Annotated in this window: 1 protein-coding gene and 1 pseudogene; both read left to right on the forward strand. The window is 74.2% G+C overall.

Annotation, left to right across the window (positions count from 1 at the left end):
* Positions 1–19: 19 nt before the first annotated feature.
* Positions 20–21,988: pseudogene (locus tag ACZ5GP_RS30345) on the forward strand (amino acid adenylation domain-containing protein); the annotation flags it as partial.
* A complete protein-coding gene (gene fabD / locus ACZ5GP_RS30350; protein WP_468753898.1) occupies positions 21,985–25,224 on the forward strand; it encodes an ACP S-malonyltransferase in 3,240 nt (1,079 codons plus the stop codon). The pseudogene ACZ5GP_RS30345 and the gene fabD, both read left to right, overlap by 4 nt.
* The last annotated feature ends 95 nt before the right edge of the window (positions 25,225–25,319 follow it).

The raw sequence follows: 25,319 nt of genomic DNA on the forward strand, positions 1-25,319 counted from the left end.
GCTCGACTACCTCAAGCGGGTCACCGCCGAGCTGCGTGACACTCGCCGGAGGCTGGCCGAGGCGGAGTCGGGCCCTTCGAGCCACGAGCCGGTCGCGATCGTGGGCATGGCGTGCCGGTTCCCCGGCGGCGCCACGTCCCCCGACGAGCTGTTCCGGCTGGCCGTCGACGGCGTGGACGCCGTGTCGGAGTTCCCCGCGAACCGCGGCTGGGACCTGCAGGGCCTGTACGACCCGGATCCGGAGCGGACCGGCACCAGCTACACGCGCCAGGGCGGATTCCTCTACGATGCCGCGGAGTTCGACGCCGGTTTCTTCGGGATGTCCCCCCGGGAGGCCATGGCGGCAGACCCGCAGCAGCGGCTGCTGCTCCAGGCGTCCTGGGAGGCGCTGGAGCGCGCGGGCATCGCCCCGTCCTCGCTGCGCGGCAGCCGTACCGGTGTCTTCGCGGGCGTCATGTACAGCGACTACGCCTCGCGGCTCGGGCAGGGCACGGGCGGCTTCGAGGGGCAGTTGCTCACCGGCAGCCTGCCGAGCGTGGCGTCCGGGCGCGTCTCGTACACGTTCGGCTTCGAGGGGCCTGCGGTGACGGTGGACACGGCGTGCTCGTCGTCGCTGGTGTCGCTGCACCTGGCGGCGGCCTCGCTGCGGTCGGGCGAGAGCTCCCTGGCCCTGGCCGGCGGTGTCGCGGTGATGTCCACCCCGACCACCTTCGTGGAGTTCTCGCGCCAGCGCGGCCTCTCGGCGGACGGCCGGTGCAAGGCGTTCTCGGACGCGGCCGACGGCACGGGCTGGTCCGAGGGCGTCGGTGTGCTCGTTCTGGAGCGGTTGTCGGACGTGCGGCGCAACGGCCACCAGGTCCTCGCCGTGCTGCGCGGCTCGGCGGTCAACCAGGACGGCGCCTCCAGCGGACTCACGGCGCCCAACGGCCCCTCCCAGGAGCGGGTCATCCGGCAGGCGCTGGCCGACGCCCGGCTCACCCCCTCCGACGTGGACGCGGTGGAGGCGCACGGCACGGGCACCACGCTCGGTGACCCCATCGAGGCGCAGGCGCTCCTGGCCACGTACGGGCAGGGCCGCGACGCCGACCAGCCCTTGTGGCTCGCCTCGTTGAAGTCGAACATCGGCCACACGCAGGCCGCCGCGGGCGTGGCGGGCGTGATCAAGACGGTGCTCGCGCTGCGGCACGGCGTGCTGCCGCGCACGCTGCATGTGGAGCGTCCCTCGCGGCACGTGGACTGGCGCTCGGGCGCGGTGGAGCTGCTGACCGAGCAGCGGCCGTGGCCGGAGACCGGCCGCCCCCGCCGGGCCGGTGTCTCGGCGTTCGGGGCCAGCGGCACCAACGCGCACGTGATCATCGAGCAGGCGCCCGCCGAAGAGACGGCGGCGCGCAGTGGTGCGGCCGGCGCCGCGCCCGGGACCCGTATCCCGGCCGTGGTCCCGGTGGTCGTGTCGGGCAGCTCCGAAGCCGCGCTGCGCCGCCAGGCGGACCGGCTGCGGGAGTGGCTCCAGGCCCGCCCGGAGCTGAGCCCCGCCGACGTCGGGTTCTCCACCGTGACGACCCGTGCCGCGCTGGACCACCGCGGGGTCGTCGTCGCCGCCGACCGCGCCGAACTCCTGGACGGGCTCGGCGCCCTGGCCGCGGGCGATTCGGCGCCCGCAGTCGTGGAAGGCACCCTTGCCCCCGAGTCCGGCGTGGTGTGGGTCTTCCCCGGCCAGGGGTCCCAGTGGGCCGGGATGGCCCGCGGCCTGCGCGAGTCGTCCCCGGTCTTCGCCGCGCGGATGGACGCGTGTGAGCAGGCCCTGAGCGGCCTGGTCGACTGGTCGCTGCGGGACGTCCTGGACGACGCCGCGGCGCTGGAGCGCGTCGACGTGGTGCAGCCCGCTCTGTGGGCCGTCATGGTCTCGCTGGCCGAGGTGTGGCGCGCGGCGGGACTCGTGCCGTCCGCCGTCGTGGGTCACTCCCAGGGCGAGATCGCCGCCGCCTGCGCGGTCAGGGCCCTCTCGCTGGAAGACGGCGCCCGCGTGGTCGCCCTGCGCTCCCGCGCCCTCCTGGAGATCACGGACGAGGGCGGCATGGTGTCCCTCGCCCTGTCGCTGGACGCCACCCGCGCCCTGCTGGAGCCCTGGGACGGCCGGGTCTTCGTCGCCGCCGTCAACGGAGCGCGCTCCACAGTGGTTTCGGGCGACGCCGCAGCCCTGGACGAGCTGCTCGCGCACTGCGGGACCGAGGAGATACGGGCCCGTCGTGTCCCGGTCGACTACGCCTCGCACTCCGCGCACGTCGAGCGGCTCCGCGAGCGGATCCTCGACGACCTGGCGGGTCTCAGCCCGCACCGGGGCGACATCCCCTTCCACTCCACCGTCACCGGGGAGGTCCTGGACACCTCGGGGCTCGACGCCGCGTACTGGTACGAGAACCTGCGCACCACCGTCCGCTTCGCCCCCGTCGTCGATGCCCTCCTCACCGACGGGCACCGCACGTTCGTCGAGTGCAGCCCGCACCCGGTCCTGGCGCTCGGTGTCGAGGAGACGGCGCAGGACGCCGACTGCCAGGCCCTGGTGGTCGGATCGCTGCGCCGCGACGAGGACTCCACCCGGCAGATGCACCTGTCCATGGCCCGTCTGCACGCCCACGGCGTCCCCGTGGACTGGCGGCCCTCCTTCGAGGGCACCGGCGCGCGCGTCGTGGACCTGCCCACCTACGCCTTCGAGTCCACGTCCTACTGGCTGCAGCCGCCGCGGCCGCTCCTCGACGCCCCCGTCGAGCTGGCGGAGGGCGGCCAGACGGTTCTGACCGGTCGCCTCTCCCTGCGCACCCACCCGTGGCTGGCCGACCACCGCGTGCGGGGCCAGATGGTCGTACCCGGCACCGCGCTCCTTGAGATGGCGCTGCACGCCGGCGGAGCGGTGGACGAACTGACGTTCCAGGCGCCCCTGTTGATTCCCGAGCTGGGTGAGGTCGAGGTCCAGGTCGTCGCGGGCCCGGCTGACGGGGACGGCATCCGCCCGCTGCGCCTGCACGCCCGCACCGCCGATTCCGACTGGCAGTTGCACGCCACCGGTGCGCTGCTCGACGCCGAGTCGCAGGACGGCGCCGCGGAGGACCCGGTGCCGTGGCCGCCCGTCGGCGCCGAGCGCGTGGACCTCTCCACCTGGTACGCGGACCTGGCCGAGCAGGGTCTTGAGTACGGGCCCGGATTCCGGGGCCTGCGGTCCCTGTGGCGGCACGGCGAAGAGCTGTACGCCGAGGTGTCCCTGCCCGAGCCGGTGCGGCCCGCCCTGCTGGACGCCGCCCTGCACTCCCTGGACCTCAGGACCACCCCCGCCATGCCGTTCTCCTTCACCGGAGTCCGCTGGCTCGACACGGAAGCGGCGGCCGACCTGTCCGCCCTGCGGGCACGGCTCACGCCCCTGGAGGGGGACGCCGTCGCCCTGCGGATCTCCGACGGGACGGGTCGCGGCGTCCTGACGGCGGACTCCCTGACGCTGCGTCCGCTCGACGGCATGAGCCTCGACGCGGGCCGGGGCTCGCTGTTCGGCGTCGACTGGGTGCCCGTGCGCCCGGACGTCTCCCGCGCCGGCGACGCCGCTCGGGCCACCGTGCTGCTCTGCCCCGCCGTCGACGGCGAACAGCCGGACAGAGTACGAGAGATGACCTCCGTGGTCCTCGCCGAGTTGCAGGCCCGGCTCGCCGACGAGGACGGCGACGAGGGGCGCCTGGTCGTGGTGACCCGCTCCGCCGTGGTGACCGGTACCGGAACCGCCGAGGAGGCGGACCCCGCCGCTGCCGCTGTGTGGGGCCTGGTGCGCTCGGCGCAGACCGAGAACCCGGACCGGATCGTGCTGGTCGACATCGACTCCGACCTCGCCCTCGACTCCGACCTCGCCCTCGACTCCGACCTCGCCCTCGACTCCGACCTCGCCCTCGACATCGACGGTGCGGGCGGCGCGGCGGGTACCGACGGCCTCTCCGGACTCCTGCCGGCCCTGCTGGCCACGGACGAGCCCCAACTCGCCCTGCGCGGCAGCGAGATGCGCGCCCCAAGGCTGGTGCGCGCGAAGCAGGGCGCCGGGACCGCGGTTTTGGCGCTCCCCGCCGAAGGCACCGTACTGATCACCGGCGCGTCGGGCACCCTGGGCGGCCTCGTGGCGCGTCACCTGGTCGCCGAACACGGCTCACGCGACCTGCTGCTCGTCAGCCGTCAGGGCGCCCCCGAGCTCGCCGGAGAACTGACCGCGCTCGGCGCGAGGGCGACGTCGGCGGCATGCGACATCCGCGACCGCGACGCGCTCGCCGAACTCCTCGCGGCCATCCCGCGCGAGCGCCCGCTGCGGGCCGTCGTGCACGCCGCCGGCACACTCGACGACGGAGTGATCGGCTCGCTGTCACCCGAGCGCCTGGACTCCGTCCTCGCAGCGAAGGCCGACGGCGCCTGGCACCTGCACGAGCTGACCCGCGACCTGGAGCTCACCTCCTTCGTGCTGTTCTCCTCGGTCGCCGCCACCCTGGGCACCGCGGGACAGGGCAACTACGCCGCCGCCAACGCCTTCCTGGACGCGCTGGCGCAGCACCGCCGTGCCCAGGGCCTGCCCGCGCTCTCGCTCGGATGGGGCCTGTGGGCGGAGCGCAGCGCCCTCACCGGCCGCCTCGACGAGGACGACCTGGCGCGGCTCGGGGACGCCGGCGTCCTGCCGCTGGCCACCGACGAGGGCCTCGCCCTGCTCGACGCTGCGCTCGGCGCCGACCGGGCCCACCTCGTCCCCGTCCGCCTCGACCGCACGGCGGCGCGCTCCGCCGAGGGCACGCTGCCGCCGCTGCTGCGCGCCCCGGCGCCGCGCCGCCTCAGGCCCGCCGCCGGCGCACCGGCCGACACCGCCGCCGCGGGTGAGGGCGACGGGCTGCGGGCGGTCCCCGCGGCCGAGCGCGAGGACGTCGTCGCCGAACTGGTGCGGCGCGAGGTCGCCGCCGCGCTCAAGTACGGATCGGCCGAGGAGATCGACCCCGACGCCGAGTTGCTGCGCCTGGGCTTCACCTCGCTGACCGCCCTGGAGCTGCGGAACAAGCTCAGCGCCCGCACCAAGCTGCGGCTGCCCGCGACCATGGTCTTCGAGCACCGCACGACCCGCGCCCTCGCCAGGTTCCTCACCGGCAAGCTGTCCGACGGCCAGGCCGCGCCCGCCGTCACCACCGATGAGCCCGGGCCCGAGGAGCGCGCGGACGACCGCATCGCCGTCGTCGGCGTCGCGGGGCGCTACCCGCTGGCCGAGACGGTCGGCGAGCTGTGGGACAACCTCGCCGCGGCCCGCCACTGCATCCGCGAGGTACCCGCCGAACGCTGGGACGCGGGCGCCCACTTCGATCCCACGGGGGCGACGGCCGCGTACAGCAAGTGGGCCGGATTCATCGACGACGTCGACGCGTTCGACCCGCTGTTCTTCCAGATCTCGCCCGCCGACGCCGAGGCGATGGACCCTCAGGAACGCCTGTTCCTGCAGACCGCGGCCGCGACCCTGGACGACGCCGGATGCCCGGCCGCCACGCTCGCCGCACGGGGCCCCGTCGGCGTGTTCGTCGGCGTGATGGGCAGCGACTACGAGTGGATGAGCGGCGCGGCCAACGCGCTCGGCGTGCCGACCGAGGCGTACTCCCGGCACTGGTCGATCGCCAACCGGGTCTCTCACTCCTTCAACTTCACCGGCCCGAGCATGGCCGTGGACACCGCGTGCTCGTCGTCCCTGACCGCGCTCCACCTGGCCTGCCGGTCCATCGCCACGGGGGAGTGCTCCGCCGCCATCGCGGGCGGCGTCAACCTGATCCTGCACCCCAAGCACCTGCGCGGCCTCGCCCAGGCGGGGATGCTCTCCCACGACGACCGGCTCAAGGCGTTCGGGGCGGGCGCCGACGGCTTCGTCGACGGCGAGGGCGTGGGAGCCGTCCTGCTCAAGCCGCTGGCCGCGGCGGTCGCCGACGGGGACCGCGTCCTCGGCGTGATCCGCGGCTCCGCCGTCAACGCGGTCGGCGACGCGGGCGGTTACACCGTGCCGAGCGCCACCGCCCAGGCCGCCGTGGTCCGCGGTGCGCTCGACCGGGCGGGAGTGGACGCCGACACCGTCGGCTACGTCGAGGCCCACGGCACCGGCACGCTGCTCGGCGACCCGATCGAGATCGCCGGGCTGGTCGACGTCTTCGGCGGCCGGAGGGACCCGGCGCACGGCACGGACAGGGCCGCGGTCGCGGTCGGTTCGGTGAAGACCAACATCGGCCACCTGGAGGCGGCGGCCGGCATCGCGGGGCTGACGAAGGTCCTGCTCCAGCTGCGCCACCGCACCCTGGTGCCGTCGCTGCACTCCGCGGAGCGCAACCCGGAGATCGACTTCGACACCACGCCGTTCCAGGTGCAGCAGACCCGCGAGCCCTGGGAGCGGCAGGCGCGGCCCGGAGCGGACGGGACACCCCGCGAGCTGCCGCTGCGCGCCGTCATCAGCTCCTTCGGCGCGGGCGGCTCCAACGCCTGCGTGGTCGTGGAGGAGCACCTGCCGGCCGGCGCGCCCGACACGCCGGAGCCCGTGGCGGACGACGGACAGGAACAACTGCTCGTCCTCTCCGCGAAGGACGAGGAGCGGCTGCGGACGTACGCGGCGGACCTCGCCGCCTTCCTGACCGGCGGGCCCCCGCGCGTGCCGGTAAGGACGGACGGGGCGCTGGCGCCGCGGGAGGCGGTGGCGGCCGCCGGCCGCATCGGCCTGCGCCTCGCCGCCGAGGTCGCCGGGGTGGCCGAGGACACGTTCGACCTTGCGACCGACCTCGTGGACTGCGGCTTCGGCGTGACCGAACGCGCCCGCTACCACGCGCTGCTAGCGCAGGAGCTGGGCGTCGACCCGCTGCCCGACGCTGCCCTGACGGCGGACACGATCGGGGCGGTCGCCGACGCGGTCACCGATCTCGTGCCGAGCGCGGTGGTCGCCGCGGACACCGTGGCGGCGGATGCCGTTGCGGCGGACCTCCGGCTCGCCGATGTCGCCCACACCCTCCAAACGGGCCGCACCGCGCACGAGTTCCGACTCGCGCTGCCCGCGACATCGGTCGCCGAAGCGGCCGGGCTGCTCACCGCGTACGCGGCGGGCGAGGGCGCCGCGGACACCGTCACCACCGGACGGGCCCCCCGTTCGGCGACGCGGCTCTCCGACGACGAGGCCGTCGCGCTGCAACAGGCCGTAACGCGCCGCGATCTGACGGCCGTTGCCGAGCGCTGGGTGGCGGGTGCGGTCGTCGACTGGTCGCAGATCACGCCTCCGGCCGCCCGCAGGATCGAGCTGCCCGGTTACCCGTTCGCCCGCAAGCGCCTGTGGATCCCCCAGCCGCAGGTCGGCGTATCCGTGCCGCAGGCCGGCGGGTCCGTCCCGCAGAACACCGCATCCGTCCGGCAGGCCCCCGCACCTGTCCCACCGGCCACCGCCGTCCACGCGTCGCAGGTCATCACTTCCGTGCCGAACGCCGCCAATTCCGTACCACAGGCCACCGCCCCCGCGTTGCCCGTGCCCGAAGGGAATGCCGACATCGACCCCGCCATCGCCCAAGTCCGCACGGGATACGACCGGTTGGACTCGGCCTCGGTCTTTGGACTGCTCGGCGTCTACCAGCGCATGGGTGCTTTCCTGCGCCCCGGTGACCGGCACCGGAGCGAGGACCTGCGCACCGACCTCGGCATCCGGGACAAGTTCCGCAGGCTGCACGAGGCGATCCTCGACCTCCTCGCCGCCAAGGGGTTCCTGACCCGCGAGGGCGAGTGGTTCACCGCCACCGGCGCGGTCGACGGGGCGGACGGGGCCACGGCCGCGGACCGCTGGGAGGCCGACTTCGAGGACGTCGCCACCCGCTACCCGGACATCGCGCCGACGGCACGGCTCAACCGGCAGTTCCTGCGGTCCTACCCGAAGCTGCTGCGCGGCGAGGTGGTCGGGACCGAGGTCATGTTCCCCGACTCCTCGATGGAGCTGGTGCAGGACCTGTACAAGGGCAACCCGCTCACCGACTTCTTCAACGTGCTCGTCGCCGACACGGTCCGCTCCCATCTGGACTCCCGGCGGCCGCAGTTGACGGACCGCGGCTCCTTCCAGGTGGTGGAGCTGGGCGCGGGAACGGGTGCCACCAGCGAGCGGGTGATCCCGGCGCTGGCCGGCCACCCGGACCGCGTGGGCTACACCTTCACGGACATCTCCCCCCGTTTCCTGGACTACGGCCGCGAGCGGTTCGCCGCGCAGTACCCGTTCGTACGCTTCCAGCTGCTCAACCTGGAACGCGGTCTCGCCGAACAGGGCTTCCTGCCGGGTTCGGTCGACGCGGTCCTCGCCACCAACGTGGTCCACGCCACAAGGAACCTGCGGACCACCCTGCGCATGATGAAGGACCTGCTCAGGCCCGGCGGGCTCCTGGTGCTCAACGAACTGACCTCCATCCGCCCGTACCTGACCCTGGGCGGCGGCGTCATGGAGGGCTGGTGGGCCTTCCAGGACGGTGAGCTCCGTATCCCCAACTCGCCCCTCGCCGCGCCGGACAGCTGGATCACGCTGCTCGAGGAGGAGGGCTACACGGACGTCAGGGCCCTGGGCGCCGAGGGCGTCGAACTGGGCCAGCACGTGCTGGTCGCCCAGAACCTGGCTGTACGCGAGGACGCGGCACCGGCGGCCACCGCGCCGGCGGCCGTGACGGCCCTCGCGCGGCCGGACGTGCGGGACGCCGGGGACACGGTCACCGCCCGCCTCGGTGAGCTGCTGAAGAGCGTATTGAAGTTGGACGAACGCATCGACCCGGAGCGGCCTCTGGTCGACTACGGCTTCGACTCGCTCAGCGGCATGAAGATCGTGGCTGTGGTGGAGGACGCCTTCGGTGTCAACGTGCCCCTCGAGGAGTTCTTCGCGCGGCCGACGCTGGTCGAGCTCTCGGAGCACCTGCGGTCTCACTGGCTGGCCGAAGCGGTTTCGGAGGCGGCGGCCGAGGCGGCGTCGCAGGCCGCGGCCGAACGCGTGAGCGAGCCCGTCACGACGTACACGGTTGAGCCCGCCGCGCCCGTATCCGTGACGGTCCGCACGCCGGAGGCGGCGCACACGTCCGAGCCGGTCCAGGCATCCGAGGTGGTCCGCACGTCCGAGCAGGCGCCCGCGGCCCAGCCGGTGCGTGCCGTCGACGTGACGCCCGCCGTGCGCGCTGCGGCCCGAGCCGTCCTGCGCCCCCGGCGCGACACCCACCTCGCCGACCATCCGCTGTCGGAGGGCCAGCGAGCGCTGTGGGTGATCGAGCAGATCGCGCCCGGCAACTGCGCCTACAACCTGCCACTTGCCTTCTGGCTCGACGACCACGTCGACGTGCTGACGCTGCGGGTCGTCCTGCAGGACCTGCTCGACCGGCACGAGGAACTGCGCGCGAGCGTGCGCGAGGGCGAGGGCGGGCCGTTCGCCCGGATCGCCGCCGAGCCGGAACTACCCTTCCGGCAGGTCTTCCTGACCTCCGTCGCGGACAGCGACCTACGCGACCGGATCCACGCCGAGATGCGGGAGCCGTTCGACCTTGCCGAAGGACCGCTTCTGCGCGCCACCCTCTACACCCTTGGCGACGGCCGCCAGGCGCTGCTGCTCACCGTGCACCACCTGGTGCTCGACGGACTGTCCATCCCGCTGCTGCTCACGGAGGTCGAGCGCGGCTATCGCGCGCTGCGCGAAGGACGCCCCCTGCCCACCGAGCGGCCCGCGCGCACCTTCGCCGACTTCTGCGCCCAGCAGCGCGAACTCCTCGCGGGCCCACGGGCGGAGCGCCTGCGCTCCTACTGGCTCGACCGGCTGCGGGACCGCCGCACCGCCGTGCCCCTGCCGCTGGACCGGCCGCGCCCGCCCGTGCCCACCTTCCGTGGCGCGAGCGTCGGCGGCCACGTCCCCGCCGACGTCACCGAGCAGGCCCGCGCGCTCGCCGCGGCGGCCCGCACCTCGCTGTCCAGTGTCATGCTCGCGACCTACTTCGCACTGCTCCACCGCTACAGCGACCAGGAGGACATCGCCGTCGGCACGCCGACGGCCGGCCGCCCGGCCAACGGCTATGACGACGTGCTCGGCTACTTCATGAACATGGTGGTCCTGGCCGAGAAGGTCGACGGCACGGAGGCCTTCCGCGATCTGGTCCGCCGGATCCACCAGATGGTCCTCGGCGCACTCGAACACAGCGCATACCCGCTCATCACGCTCGCCGACGAGGTGCGCGGAGAGAACCCCGGCGCCGCCGCCGACGCGCTGTTCAACGCGGCCTTCTACTTCCACAACTGGGCGCGCGACATGCCGGAGGACGGCGTGGTGCGCGGCAGGGTCGAAGGGGTGCACCAGGAGGGCGAGTTCGACCTCACCCTCGACCTGGTCGACCACCCCGAAGGCTGCCGCTACACACTCAAGTACAACCCGGACCTGTTCGACGCCGCCACGGTGAAGCGGCTCGGTGACCACTTCGTCACCCTCCTGTCGGCCGCGGTCGCCGCGCCCGACCGCGCGGTCGGCGACCTCGACCTGCTGACCGCCGACGAGCGCGCGCACCTCGCGCCGCCCGCCGCCGTCGACTACCCGTCCGACATCCTCGTCTGGGAGCTGGTACGCCGTCAGATCCAGGCGAGGCCGGAGGCGGTCGCCGTTCGCCACGGCGGAACGGAGCTGACCTACCGCGCTCTCGGGGAGCGCGTGACGGCCCTGGCCGCCCGCCTCACCGCCGCGGGCGTCGGCCGCGGCCGCACCGTAGGCGTGCTGCTCCCGCGCGACGCCGACCTGCCGGTGGCGCTGCTCGCCGTGCAGGCCACGGGCGGTACGTACGTGCCGTTCGACCCGGCGTACCCGCAGGAGCGCCTCGCCTACATGGCGGGGGACGCGGGACTCCACCTGATGCTCACACATTCCTCGGTCGGGGCGGCCTGGGGCGGTTCGGCGCCCCGGCTCCTGATCGACGGGGGCCAGGAGCCGCCCGCGCTGCCCTCGCCGGGACCGGCCGGACCCTCGGACGCCGCGTACGTCATCTACACCTCGGGATCGACCGGCCGCCCCAAGGGTGTCCGCGTCCCGCACCGCGCGCTGACCAACTTCCTCTGGTCGATGGCGCGCGAGCCCGGATTCGGCCCGGGGGACACGCTGTTGGCCCTGACCACCGTGTGCTTCGACATCTCCGGCCTGGAGCTCTATCTGCCGCTGATCACCGGCGGCACGGTGGACGTCCTGCCCACCGAGGTCGCCCAGGACGGACTGCGGCTGCGCGAGGCCGTCGAGCGCGGCTCGGCCACGCTCATGCAGGCCACCCCGGCGACCTGGAGCATGCTGTTGGCCGCCGGCTGGCAGGGCGACCCCGGACTCACCGTGCTGTGCGGCGGTGAGGCCCTGCCCGGCGACACCGCCGAGGCGCTGCTGGCAGGCAACAGGGCGGTGTGGAACCTCTACGGCCCCACCGAGACCACCATCTGGTCGGCGGTGAGCCGGCTCCGCAGCGGCGAGCGCGTCACCATCGGCGCCCCGATCGACAACACCTCGCTGTACGTCCTGGACGGCTCCCGCAGGCCGGTCCCGACCGGCGTGCCCGGCGAGCTCTACATCGGCGGCGACGGCGTGGCCGACGGCTACCTGGGCCGCCCCGAACTGACCGCCGAGCGCTTCCTGCCCGATCCGTTCGCGGCCGGGACCGAGGCGCGGATGTACCGCACGGGCGACCTCGTGCGTCGGCGGGCCGACGGGCGCATCGACTACCTGGGCCGGATCGACTCCCAGGTGAAGGTGCGCGGCTTCCGGGTGGAGCTGGAGGAGATCGAGTCGACCCTGCGGCGCGTCGACGGCGTACGCGAGGCGGTCGTGGTGGCCCGCGGCCAGGGCGGCGGCGACCGCTCGCTGCTCGCCTGCTACGTCCTTTCCGACGGGACCGCCGAGCCGACCAGGGAGCAGCTGGCGGCCTGGCTGCCGGCCCACATGGTCCCGGACGTGCTGGTCCGCGTGACCGGCTTCCCGCACACGCTCAACGAAAAGGTCGACCGGACCACGCTGGCCGCCCTTCCCCTGGCCGAGCTGCGGTCCCGCTTCGGCGTCCGCGGCGCCGGGCGTCCGGAGCCCGCCGCGGCCGGCGGCGGCGCGGAAGGGCGCGTCCAGGCCCTGACGGCCGAACTGGCCGAGGCGGTCGGCCGGCTGGCCGGGGTGCGCCCTGAGGAGATCGGCCCGCACACCCCGCTCGGCGAGGTGGGCATGAACTCGGTGAGCTTCACCGCGCTCAGCGCCGAACTGCGCAGGACGTACGGTATCGAGGTCCAGCCGACGCTGTTCTACCGCCGGGGCACGCTGGCCGCGCTCGCCGAGCACCTGTGGCAGGAGTATCCCGGCGAGCTGGCCCAACGGTTCGCGTCCGCCGTGGCCGCGGTCGCTCCCGCCGTCGAGGCGCGGCCGGCCGAGGCCGGGGCCGAGGCATCGGCCGAGCGCCCGCGCGGCGGTGACGTCGCGGTCATCGGCATGGCGGGGCGGCTGCCGGGATCGGCCGACCTCAAGGAATTCTGGCACCACTTGAGCGCCGGGGACGACCTGGTGACCGAGGTGCCCGAGGACCGCTGGGGCCCGCGCGAGGCGGGTGCCCGCAAGCGCTGGGGCGGCTTCCTGCCGGACGTGGACCGCTTCGACGCCGCCTTCTTCGGGATCTCCCCGCGCGAGGCGGAGCTGATGGACCCCCAGCAGCGGCTGCTGCTCGAAGCGGTGTGGTCGGCCGTCGAGGACGCCGGCTACCGTCCCTCCGACCTCGCGGGCAAGCGGGTCGGCGTGTTCATCGGCGTCGCGGGCGCCGACTACCTCCAGGCGCAGCGCGATGTCGGGGTCGCCCCGCAGGCCCACACCGCGACCGGCGGCGCCCTGTCGGTCATCCCGAACCGGGTGTCGTACCTCCTCGACCTGCGCGGTCCCAGCATGGCCGTGGACACGGCCTGCTCCGGCTCGCTGACCGCCGTCCACCAGGCCGTCGCCGCACTCCGTGCCGGCACCTGCGACCTGGCCATCGCGGGCGGGGTCAACCTGATCCTCTCACCGCGGGTGTACGACGTGCTCGACCAGGGCGAGATGCTGAGCTCCGACGGCCGCTGCAAGACCTTCGACAGCCGGGCCGACGGTTACGTGCGCGGCGAGGGCGTCGGCGTGGTACTGCTCAAGCCGGACGACCGCGCGGACCTGGACGGCGACGCCGTCCACGCGGTGATCAAGGCGGTCGCCGCCAACCACGGCGGCCGCACCACCTCGCTCACCGCCCCCAATCCGGACGCCCAGGCCGATCTGCTCGTCGAGGCCTACCGCGCCGCCGACGTGGCGCCGGAGACCGTCGGCTACATCGAGACACACGGCACCGGCACCGCCCTCGGCGACCCGATCGAGACCCAGGGCCTGAGCACCGCCTTCCGCAGGCTGCGCGCGGAGCGAGGCACGACCGCGGCGCCCGGCTGCGTGATCGGCTCCGTGAAGACCAACATCGGTCACCTGGAGGCCGCCGCCGGCATCGCGGGCCTGTTCAAGGCCGTCCTCGCGCTGCGGCACGGCACCGTCCCCGCCGGACTGCACCTGCGGGAGCAGAACCCCTATCTGGAACTCGACGGGGGCCCGTTCGAGATCGCCACCACGGCACGGCCCTGGCCCAAGCCCCGCGACAGCGCGGGGAACGGCCTGCCGCGCCGCGCCGGAGTCAGCTCCTTCGGCTTCGGCGGGGCCAACGCGCACATCGTCCTGGAGGAACCCCACATGCCGGAGACCGGCGCCAAGGACACCGCGGCCGTTGAGCAGTTGTACGTGCTCTCCGCCCGCACCCCCGAGGCATTGCGGCACACCGCCGAGCGACTCGCCGACCACCTGGCGGACCAGGACGTGCCCGCGGGCGACCTCGCGTACACCCTGCAGACGGGCCGCGACGCGATGACGCACCGGCTCGCCGTGGTGGCGCGAGGAACGGCCGCGCTCCGCGCCGAACTGGCCGCGCACCTCGCGGGGCGGCCGTCCGCGGTGCGCGGCGGACAGGCCGAGCGGCGGCCGGCCCCGGCCACCGCGACCGGCGACCTGACCGCCCTCGCCGACGCGTGGCTCGCCGGAGCCGAGGTCGACTGGGCGGCCCTGCACCAGGGAACGCGACGACGCCGCGTCCATCTGCCGACGTATCCGTTCGCCCGCACCAGGCACTGGTTCACCACCCCGGAAACCGCCCCCGCGGCGGCACAGCCGCAGCGCGCCGCCCGGCTGCACCCGACCCTGCTCGACGCGCGCGACGCCACGGGCTCCGCGTCCGGAGGCACGGCGTACGCGAAGACGCTCACGGGCCGGGAGTTCTTTCTGCGCGACCACGTCGTCGGCGGTGACCTCGTCCTCGCGGGTGTCGCCTACCTCGAAATGGCCCGCCTGGCGGGGGAGTCGGCGTTCGGGGCACCCGTCCGCGGGGTCGACGGCCTCGTCTGGGCGAGCCCGGTCCGCCTCCCCGTCGACGGCGGTGAGCACCGCCTCACGGTCGAGGTCACCGGCGACCGCACAGGACCGTCCTTCGAGATACGCACCGCGGGCGACGGATCCCCCGCGCACGCCCAGGGCACCCTGCTGCTCAGCACCGCGGGCGAGCGCCCCGCCCCCGTCGACCTGGCGGCGGCGCGCTCGCGCTCCCCGCGCGTCCTCGACGGCGCCGAGTGCTACGCGCTGTACTCCCGGTTCGGCTTCGACTACGGCCCGAGCTTCCAGGTGATCGAGCACATCGCCCTGGGCGAGCGCGAGGCGCTGGCGTCGCTGCGGCTTCCCGAACCGCGCCGCGCGGACGCGGACAACTACGTCTTCCACCCGTCGCTGTTCGACGCCGCCCTGCAGACGGCGAGCAGGCTCGCGCCCGGCGCGGACGACCCCGCACGACCGCTCCCTTACCTGCCGTTCTCGCTGGGCGCCGTCCGGCTGTACGCCGCACTGCCGGAGCGGGTCCACGCCTACGCCACCCCCTCGGCCCACCCCGCCGCACCCGGAACGCTCGCCTTCGACATCGCGCTTGTGGACGGGAGCGGCGAAGTCCTCGCCACGATCGACACGTTCACCCTGCGGGAGGTCCCCGCGCAGGGCATGGCGCGGACCACGGCCCCGGCCGCGGCGTCGGTGACCGACACGGTTTCCGCGTACGAACCGGCCTGGGAGCCCGGTCCGCGGATCCCGCGCGAGACGGACGCCACCGTACTGCTGCTGGACGCGGGCACCGAGGGACACGCGCTGCTCACCGCCCTGACGGACGCGGGCGCCGACGCCCTGCGCGTCGCCCTGGGCACCGGCTTCGGCGTCGACGAGGCGCTCGCCGCCGCCCGGGTCGCGGGCCCCGTCCACGTGGTGCACCTGGCCGGGCCCGACGCCGGGCCCGACAGCGCGGTGGAGCACGGCTTCCACGCGGCGACGGCGTTCCTCCAGGCATGGCAGCGGGAGCGCCGCGGCGCGCTGCGCTACCTGTACGTCCACCGCGACCCGGCCGTCTCACCGGCGCACCCGGCGATGGCCGCCTTCGCGCGCTCGGTGCGCAGGGAGCTGCCCGCGGTCGACTTCGGCGTACTGGCCGTCGCGGACGGCCGCTCCCTCGCCGACGCGGTGCGCGCCGAGCTCGGCGCCGCGGGCGAAGCAGAGGTGCGCGTCGACGCGGCGGGTCGGCACCGGCGCGCCTGGCGCCAGGTCGGCCTGGGGGCCGCCGGCTCCCCGCTGTTCACCGGGCCGGGAGCGCATGTGATCACCGGCGGCACCGGCGCGCTCGGGCTGCTCGTGGCCGAACACATCGCCGCCGCGCGCCGCGCCGCCGGGCAGACCGCGGGCGGGATCGTCCTCGCCTCCCGGACCGCTCCCGGCTCCGAGGCCCTGGCGAGGATCGCGGCCGTCGGCGCGCACGTGGTGCGGGCCGACGTCGCCGACGCCGCGGGGGTGCGGAGCCTGATCGACGAGGCCCGCCGCCTGCACGGCTCGGTGAGCGGCGTGCTGCACGCGGCCGGGGTCCTCAGGGACGGCCTGCTGCTCGGCAGGGACCGGGCGGACACGGAGGCCGTCCTCGCCGCCAAGGTGCACGGCACGGTGCTCCTCGACGAGGCGACGCGGCACGAGCCCCTCGACTACTTCGTGGCGTTCTCCTCCGGGGCGGCCGCGTTCGGGAATGTCGGTCAGACCGACTACGCCTACGCCAACGCCTTCCTCGACCACTTCGCCGAGCAGCGCGAGCGGCAGCGTCATGAGGGCGCGCGGCGCGGCCGCACCCTCGCCGCCGCCTGGCCTGTCTGGGCCGACGGCGGCATGCGGGCCGACGCGGCCGGCACGGAGTACATGGCCAGGGAGCTGGGCATGCGCCCGCTGCGCACAGGACCGGCCCTCGACGCGCTCGACCGCGCCCTGGCGGGCACGGCGCCGCGTCTGCTGCTGGCGCCCGGCGACCCGGCGCGGGTGCTGGCCGAGCTGAACGGCACACCGGGCCAGGCCCCGGCGCAGGCCGCACCCGCGGTCCACACCGCCGCGTCGCAGCAGGTGGGCGAGGACACGTACGCCCGCGCCGAGCGCCTGGTGCTCCAGATCATGGCGGAGGAACTGAAGCTCCCGGAGGCGGAGATCGCCGTCACGGAGCCCCTCGACCACTACGGTGTGGACTCCCTGATCACGCTGAGCGTGACCCGGCGCCTGGAAGAGCACTGCGGCCCGCTCTCGAAGACCCTGCTCTTCGAGTACGTGACCGTCGGTGAACTGGCGGACCATCTGGCCACCTCGCACCCCGAGGCGTTCACCGCGCCCGCCGCCCAGACCTCCGGGCCCGCGCGGCTCCAGGACCTCGCCCCCGCCACCGTGAGCGACACGGCGGCGGCCCCGGAAACCGTCCCGGCCGCCGACTCGGGCGACGACATCGCGATCATCGGTGTCGCGGGGCGCTACCCGCAGGCCGACGACGTGGACGAGTTCTGGCGCAACCTGCGCGCGGGACGCGACAGCATCGAGGAGATACCGGCCGACCGCTGGAACCACGACCGGTTCTACGACCCGGACAAGTCGGTCCCCGGCAAGACGTACGGCAAGTGGGGCGGCTTCGTCCGGGGCGCCGACCGCTTCGATCCGCTGTTCTTCCGCATGTCGCAGGTCGAGGCCGAACTCACCGACCCCCAGGAGCGGGTGTTCCTGGAGACGGTGTGGCACCTCATGGAGGACGCCGGCTACACCCGCGACCAGCTGCGGGCCTCCCGCACCGGTGTGTTCGTCGGCATGATGTACGGCCAGTACCAGCTGTACGGGGTCCAGGACGCGCTGCGCGGCGAAGGGCTGCCCCCGCACTCGTCGTTCGCCTCGGTCGCCAACCGGGTGTCGTACTTCTTCGACTTCTCGGGGCCCAGCGTCGCCGTGGACACGATGTGCTCCTCCGCCCTGGTCACCATCCACCAGGCCTGCCAGGCCATCCGCTCCGGTGACTGCGAGGTCGCGGTCGCGGGCGGCGTCAACATCTCCAGCCACCCGGCGAAGTATCTGCAGCTGGCCTGGCGTGGCTTCCTCGCCGAGGATGGCCGCTGCCGCAGTTTCGGCACCGGCGGCACGGGATACGTCCCCGCCGAGGGCTCGGGCGCGGTGCTCCTCAAGCGCCTCGACGCCGCGGTGGCCGACGGCGACCGCATCCTCGCGGTGGTCAAGGCGTCCGCCGTCAACCACGGCGGAACGGGTCGCGGCTTCAACGTCCCCAACCCCAAGGCACAGGGCGACCTGGTGCGGGCCGCGCTCGACCGGGCGGGGATGCGCCCCGCGGACCTGGACTACGTGGAGGCGCACGGCACCGGCACCGCGCTCGGTGACCCGGTGGAGATCAACGGCATGCTCCGGGCCTTCCAGGACGACATGCCGGAGCGGCTGCCGATCGGCTCGGTCAAGTCCGGCATCGGACACGCCGAGTCGGCGGCCGGCATCGCGGCCGTCACCAAGGTGCTGCTGCAGATGCGCCACGGTGAGCTGGCCCCCTCGCTGCACGCGGACGACCTCAACCCGAACGTCGACTTCGCGGCGACCCCGTTCGAGGTCCAGCGCGAACTGGCGCCGTGGCCGCGCCGCGTGCTGGCCGACGGGACCGAGCGGCCGAGGACCGCGGGCGTGAGCTCCTTCGGGGCGGGCGGGACCAACGCGCACGTCATCCTGCAGGAGTTCCCCGAGGCACAGCGGACGTCGACCACCCCGGCAGACACCCAACTCGCCGTGCTCTCCGCCCGCGAGGGCGACCGGCTCGTGGAGCAGGCGCGCAGGCTCGCCGCGCATCTGCGCGCCGAGGGTGCCGGAGCGACCCCGCAGGACGTCGCGTGGACGCTCCAGTCGGGCCGCGAGGCCATGGCACACCGCCTTGCCGTCCGCTTCGACACCCTGGTCGAACTGGCCGCGCGCCTTGACGAGTTCGCCGTGGGCGAGGTGCCCGTCGGCAGCTGGACCGGAGTGGTCGACCCGCGCAGGCCCGCTCCGGCCGGCGCCCCGTCGACCGATCCTGCCGTCTGCGCGGTCGCCTGGACGTCGGGCCGGCCGGTCGACTGGAAGGTCCTGCACGGGGGAGTGCCGCCCCGGCGGGTGCCGCTGCCCGGTTACCCCTTTGGGGGCGAGCGGGTCTGGCTGGCCGCGGCGGACGCCGAACTGGCGGAGCTGGAGAAGCACTTGGCTTCCGAACCCATGACCTCCGGTGCCTTTGCTGCCTTGCCCACCGATGCCTCCCTTGCCTCCGCCGCCTTCCCCGCCTCTGCCGAGGAAGGGGTGCTGCTGGCCACCCACTGGGTGCCTGCCCAACTGCCGGCACGCGCCGGCCGGGTCGGGCCGACCGCCGTCCTCGCCGCGCCGGGCACCGAGGCGCTCGCCGGCCGCCTGGCCGCCACCCTGCCCGCGGCGGAGGTGCTCACCCCCGAGCGCCTCGCCGCCGACCTCGCCGACCCCGGCACCCGCTGGGACCGATTCGACGGGGTGATCGATCTGGCGGGCTGCACAGAGCCCGACGGGTCCGGCGGATCCGGTGTGGCCATGGACCGTTCCGCGCTGCGCACCTGGCTGGCCTGGCTGCAGCACACGGTCGACCGGAGCAGGGGTGGACTGGTCGCCCTGCTGGTCTCCCGCGACACGGGGGCGGCGGTCCACGGCGGCGCAGCCCGCACCGGGCTCTACCGCATGCTGCAGAGCGAGTACCGCCACGTGACCTCGCGTCACGTCGCCGTGGGCGTGTGCACGGACGACGCGCTGTGCCGCAGAGTTGCCGACGAGATCGGCGGCGAGGCGGAGCCCGGCGAGATCGCCTACCGCGACGGCGTGCGGCACCGCGCGGTGCTGCGCGAGCTGCCCGGCGCACCGGAGCACGCGGCGCGCTTCCCCGACGGGCATGTGCTGTGGGTGACCGGGGGCACGCGCGGGCTCGGCCTGCTGACCGCGCGGCACTTCGTCGAGCGGTACGGCGTCCGCAAGCTGGTCCTCACGGGCCGCGAGGCGCTGCCGTCCCCAGACCGCTGGGTCGCGCACATCGCGGCGGACGACGCGCTGGGCCGCAAGCTGCGCCCGCTGGCCGAACTGGCCGACCGGGGCGTGGAGATCGAGGTCCTCGCCGTGCCGCTGGATGACAAGGAGGCCACTGCCGCGGCGGTGGCGGACGTCCGGCGCCGGCTCGGCCCGATCGGCGGAGTGATCCACAGCGCCGGAGCGGTGGACACCGACAACCCCGCCTTCGTGCGCAAGCCATGGAGCGGCGTCGAACGCGTGATCGGCCCCAAGGTCTTCGGCCTCGACACGCTCGTGGAGTGCTTCCGCGGCGAACCGCTGAGCCTGTTCGTCGTGTACTCCTCCGTCGCCGCGGCCGTACCCGCCCTCGCCGTCGGGCAGAGCGACTACGCCATGGCCAACGCCTACCTGGACACGGTCGCCGAAGCCCGCCCGTACGGGCTTCCGCTGGTCAGCGTGGCGTGGCCGAGCTGGCAGGACACCGGCATGGGCCCGGCGCGCAGCGCCGCGTACCAGTCGTCCGGTCTCGCGACGCTCGCGGACGAGCAGGGACTGCGCCTGCTCGACCGGGCGTTGGCGAGCGGCGCGCGGGTGGTCGTGCCCGCCGTGGTGCGGCCGGACGCGGACTGGCGCCCGGAGCGGTTGACCGACCGCCGCCTGACTCCGGAACCTGTCACTCCGGAGCCCGTCACCGCTGCGGCCGCAGCCTCCGGGCACGCCGCGGTGGCGTACGACGCCTCGCCCTCCGGGGCCCCCGGCGCGCTCAAGGAGGCGGCCGGCGCGGCGGCCTCCTGGCTCCTGGACCGGCTCGCGCTGGAGCTGCGCTTCGACCGGGCGCGGCTCGCCGGGAACGTGCCGGTGCACGACTACGGCATCGACTCCATCCTGGTCACCCAGCTCGTCCAGACCCTCGGCAAGCAGCTCGACGTGTCCCTCGACCCGTCCGCGCTGTTCGAGCACCCGACCGCGGACGAGTTCGCCGCCTACCTCGCCGACGAGCACCCGGACGACCTGCTCGCCGCCTTCGGCCCCGCCCCGTCCGACGCCCCGGCGCCCGCGGCACCGCAGGCCCCCGAGGCACCGGCCGCCCGAGCCGTCGTCCTCGAAGCGGCCGCCCCGGCCGTCGCGCGACCGGCGTCCACCGGGGCAGACATAGCGGTGGTCGGCCTGTCCTGCAGGTTCCCCGACGCCCCGTCCGGCGACGCCTACTGGGAGCTGCTGCGCCAGGGCCGCTCGGCGCTGCGTCCCGTACCGCGGGAGCGCTTCGGCAAGCCGGTGGACCACCACGCGGGACTGCTGCCCGACGTACTCCGCTTCGACCCGGAGGCCTTCCTGCTGTCGGAGGGCGACGTCGCCGCGATGGATCCGCAGGCGCTGCTGCTCCTCGAAGAGGTGAACAGCGCGGTGCACCACGCCGGTTACCGCCCGGCGGAGCTGAAGGGCCGCCGGGTCGGCGTCTACGTCGGAGGGCGTGCGGCGCACATGCCGGACGAGGCGCGACTGGCGCGGGCGCAGAACCCCGTGGTGATCACCGGCCAGAACTACCTGGCCGCGAACATCTCGCAGTTCTTCGACTTCCGCGGCCCGAGCCTGGTCGTCGACACCGCCTGCTCATCGGCCCTGGTGGCGATGGACATGGCCGCGCGGGCGCTGCGCGCGGGCGACATCGAGTCGGCCGTTGTCGCGGGCGTCAGCCTGCTCGCCGACGACAAGCCGTACGACCTGTTCGGCCGACGCGGACTGCTCAACCCGGGCAAGGAGTTCCACCTGTTCGACCGCAGGGCGGCCGGGCTGATCCTCGGTGAGGGCGTCGGCGTCGTCGTGCTCAAGCCGCTGGCACGGGCGCAGGCCGACGGGGACCGGGTGCTCGCGGTCCTCAAGGGCATCGCGATCAACAACGACGGCAGGACCGCGGGCCCGGCCACCCCCAACCTCCAGGCGCAGAAGGAGGTCATGGCCACGGCGCTCGCGCAGAGCGGCGTGGGGACCGAGGACGTCGGCTGGGTGGAGGCCAACGGCTCCGGCACGACCGTCACCGATCTGCTCGAACTCAAGGCGGTGCAGGCGGTCTACCGGGCCGGTTCCACGCGCCCCGTGGCACTCGGCTCGGTCAAGCCGAACATCGGCCACCCGCTGACGGCCGAGGGGATCGCGGCGTTCATCAAGGTGGTGCTGATGCTGCACCACCGGGAGCAGGTGCCGTTCCGCTCCGGGCAGGAGCCGCTCGACCACTTCGACGTGGCCGCCTCTCCGCTGTACTTCCCCCGGGCGTCCCGCCCCTGGCCCCAAGACGCGGGCGTCGCCGCGCTCAACTGCTTCGCCGACGGCGGGACCAACGCGCACCTGCTGCTCGCCCCCGCGCCCGGGGCCCCGCTTCCGACCAGGCGACCGCTGCCCGAACCCGAACTGAACCGGAGGACCGTCATCAGAGGCACCGCCGAGCCCGCGGCCCCGGCCGGCGGCCTGTTCTGGGAGAGCTACCGATGAACGAGCGACTGACGACCGAGCGACTGACGACCGAGCCACTGGCGAGCGAGCCGCCCAAGAGCGCGGAGCCACGGCTTCCCGTGGTGTTCATGTTCTCCGGCCAGGGCTCCCAGTACTACGGCATGGGCAAGGAGCTCTTCGACGCCAACGAGGTCTTCCGCACCACGCTGCTGCGCCTGGACGCCGTGGTCCGTGGGCACCTGGGTGAGTCGGTCGTCGACCGCGTCTTCGACCCCGCCAAGCCCAGGAACCACCCGCTCGACGACACCCGGATCACCCACCCCGCCATCGTCATGATCGAGCTGGCCCTCACGGAGACCCTGCGCGCCGAGGGCATCGAGCCCGACTACGTGCTCGGCTCCAGCCTCGGCGAGTACGCGGCGGCCGTCGTCGCGGGCAGCCTGTCCGCGGACGACTGCCTGCGCGTGCTCGTCCGGCAGGCCGGCATCATGGTCGGCAGCCCCCGCGGCGGCATGCTCGCCGTGCTGGCCGGGCCCGAGGTCGTGGAGACGGTGCCCGAGCTGGGCGCCTGCGAGGTCGCGGCCCGCAACTACCCGGGCAACTTCGTGGTCGCGGGCGGGGAGGCAGAACTGGCTGCCGCCGAGGCGGCCTTGCGAGCGGCCGACGTGCTGCACCTGCGGCTGCCCGTCGAGTACGCCTTCCACTCCCGGCTCCTCGACCCGGTCGTCGGGGCGTGCCGCGACAGCTTCGAGGGCGTGGTGCTCGCACGGCCGCGCGTCCCCTGGGTCTCCTGCGCGACCGGGGGACTTGTGCAGGACGTCACCCCGGAGCACTTCTGGCACGCCGCGCGGCGCACGATCGACTTCGAGCGCGCCATGGCCGGCCTGCGGAGCCGCGGGGACTTCCTCTATCTGGACCTCGGTCCGTCGGGCAGCCTCCACAACTTCGTCCGCGCCCTGCTCCCGGCGGGTACGGGCGCCCGATCCCTGCCGCTGCTCAGCCAGTTCGCCAAGGACACCGACCTGCTGGCCGAGGTCCGCACGCACGCCGCCCCGACGACACCACGGAAAGTGCAGGGAATGAAGGTCTACGGATTCCCGGGCCAGGGATCTCAACGCCGCGGCATGGGCAAGGAGTTGTTCGCTCGGTTCCCCGAACAGACAGCGATCGCCGACGACGTGCTCGGCTACTCGATCGAGGAACTGTGCGTCAGTGACCCGCACCGACGGCTCGGCCGCACCGAGTTCACCCAGCCCGCCCTCTATGTAGTCGGCGCGCTGTCCTATCTGGAGCGGCTCGCCGACGACCCGGTACCGCCGGACCACGTGATCGGGCACAGCCTCGGCGAATACGTGGCGCTGTTCGCCGCGGGGGTCTTCGACTTCGCGACCGGACTTCGCCTGGTGCGGCGGCGCGGTGAGCTCATGGCCGCCGCGGGAGGCGGGGCGATGGCCGCGGTCGTCGGCGTCGACGAGGCGACCGTCACGCGCGTCCTCGCGGAATCGGACCTCGGTGGCCTCGACCTGGCCAACTACAACGCCATGGACCAGTTCGTCGTCTCTGGGCCCGGCGAGCTGATCGACACGGCCTGCCCCGCCTTCGAGGCCGTCGGTGCCCGCACGGTCCGGCTGCACGTCAGCGCCCCGCTGCACTCGCGGTACATGCGCCCGGCGGCGGAGGAGTTCGGCCGGTTCCTCGACGGGGTCACCCTGCACCCGCCGAAGATCCCCGTCCTCGCCAACGTCGATGCCCGGCCGTACACGGCCGACACGGTCAGGGAGCGCCTGGTGTCGCAGATCGCCTCGTCGGTCCGGTGGACCGACACGGTGCGCACCTTGATGGCGTACGGGGACTTCGAGTTCACGGAGCTGGGGCCGGGCAGGGTCCTGACGAAGCTGGTGACGCGCATCAGGGACGCCGCGGAACCGCTGACCCCGCAGGACGACCGGCCGACGGCACAGGCGCCGGCCGCGACCGGGACGCCCGCCGACGAGGGCGAGTCGGCGGGGATCGACGCCGGATCGCTCGGCGCCCACGGCTTCCGCGAGCGGTACGGGCTGCGGCGCTCCTACGTCGTGGGGTCGATGTACGGCGGGGTGTCCGGGCGGGAGCTGGTGCGCGCGGCGTCGAAGGCGGGCCTGCTCGGCTTTCTCGGCATCGGCGGGCTCCAGGACGACGAGGTGGAGCGGCAGTTGCACGGACTGGCCGAGGACCTCGGCCCGCACGGCCACGGCGTGAACCTGCTCTACCCCCACCGGGCACCGGAGCGGGAGGCCCCGCTCGTCGACGCGCTGCTGCGGCACGGTGTCGGCCTGGTCGAGGCGTCCGGCTACCCCTTCGTCACCGAGGAGCTGGTCCGCTACCGGCTCAAGGGCGGCCGGATCCTCGCGAAGGTGTCCAGGACCGACCTCGCCGCGGCCTTCCTCGCGCCGCCGCCGCACCAGCACGTCGCGACGCTGCTCGCCAAGGGATCGGTGACGCAGCAGGAGGCCGCCGCTGCGGCCCGGCGCCCCATGGCGGACGACCTGTGCGTCGAGGCGGACGGCGGCTGGCTCGCCGGCACGGCGAACCCGCTCTCCCTGCTCCCGGCGGTTCTGAGGCTCCGGGACGAGGCGGTCCTGCCGGGCCACCGGGTGCACGTGGGATGCGCGGGCGGCATCGGCACCCCGGAGGCGGCCGCCGCGGCCTTCCTGATGGGCTCCGACTTCGTGCTGACCGGCTCCGTCAACCAGTGCTCGGTGGAGGCGGCCACCAGCGCCGCCGTCAAGGACCTGCTGCAGGAGGCCCAGGAGTACGACGTGGACACCGCGCCCTGGAGCGAGCTGTTTGAACACGGCGTCCAGGCGCGCTACTTGAAGCGCGGCCAGTTCTTCCCGGCCAGGGCGTCCAGGCTGCACGACCTGTGGCGCCGCCACGCCTCCCTCGCCGAACTCGACGCCCCTACAAGGAAGCAGGTCTTCGACCGCTACCTGGGCGGCGAGGACCCGGGGGCGACGGCGGCGGGCCCCGACCCCAAGGCGGAACTGGCCGAAGTGTTCCGCGCCTACTTCCGGCGCGGCCTCCGCCTCGCGGTGACGGGCGACCGGCAGGCCACCGTGGACTACCTGGTGCACTGCGGACCGGCGATGGGCGCCTTCAACCAGGCGGTCGCGGGGACCAGCCTGCAACCGTGGCGGGCCCGCACCGTCGAGGCCGTCGCCGACCACCTCATGGACGGCGCCGCCGCCCACGTCACGGCCCGGCTGCGGGCCCTGCGACCGGCACAAAAGATCTAGAGAGACGGAGGAAGGAAAGCTACGATCAGCAACCGTCCCGGAGGGCACCACCGGTGTCACCGCGCCGAACGGGACCGCCTCCCCCCGCGCGCTGG

It is taken from the genome of Streptomyces sp. NPDC031466 (assembly GCF_055581265.1).

Bases quoted from the DNA above. Each gene is read 5' to 3' on its own strand.
- fabD (WP_468753898.1), top strand. From the start codon at position 21,985: ATGAACGAGCGACTGACGACCGAGCGACTGACGACCGAGCCACTGGCG.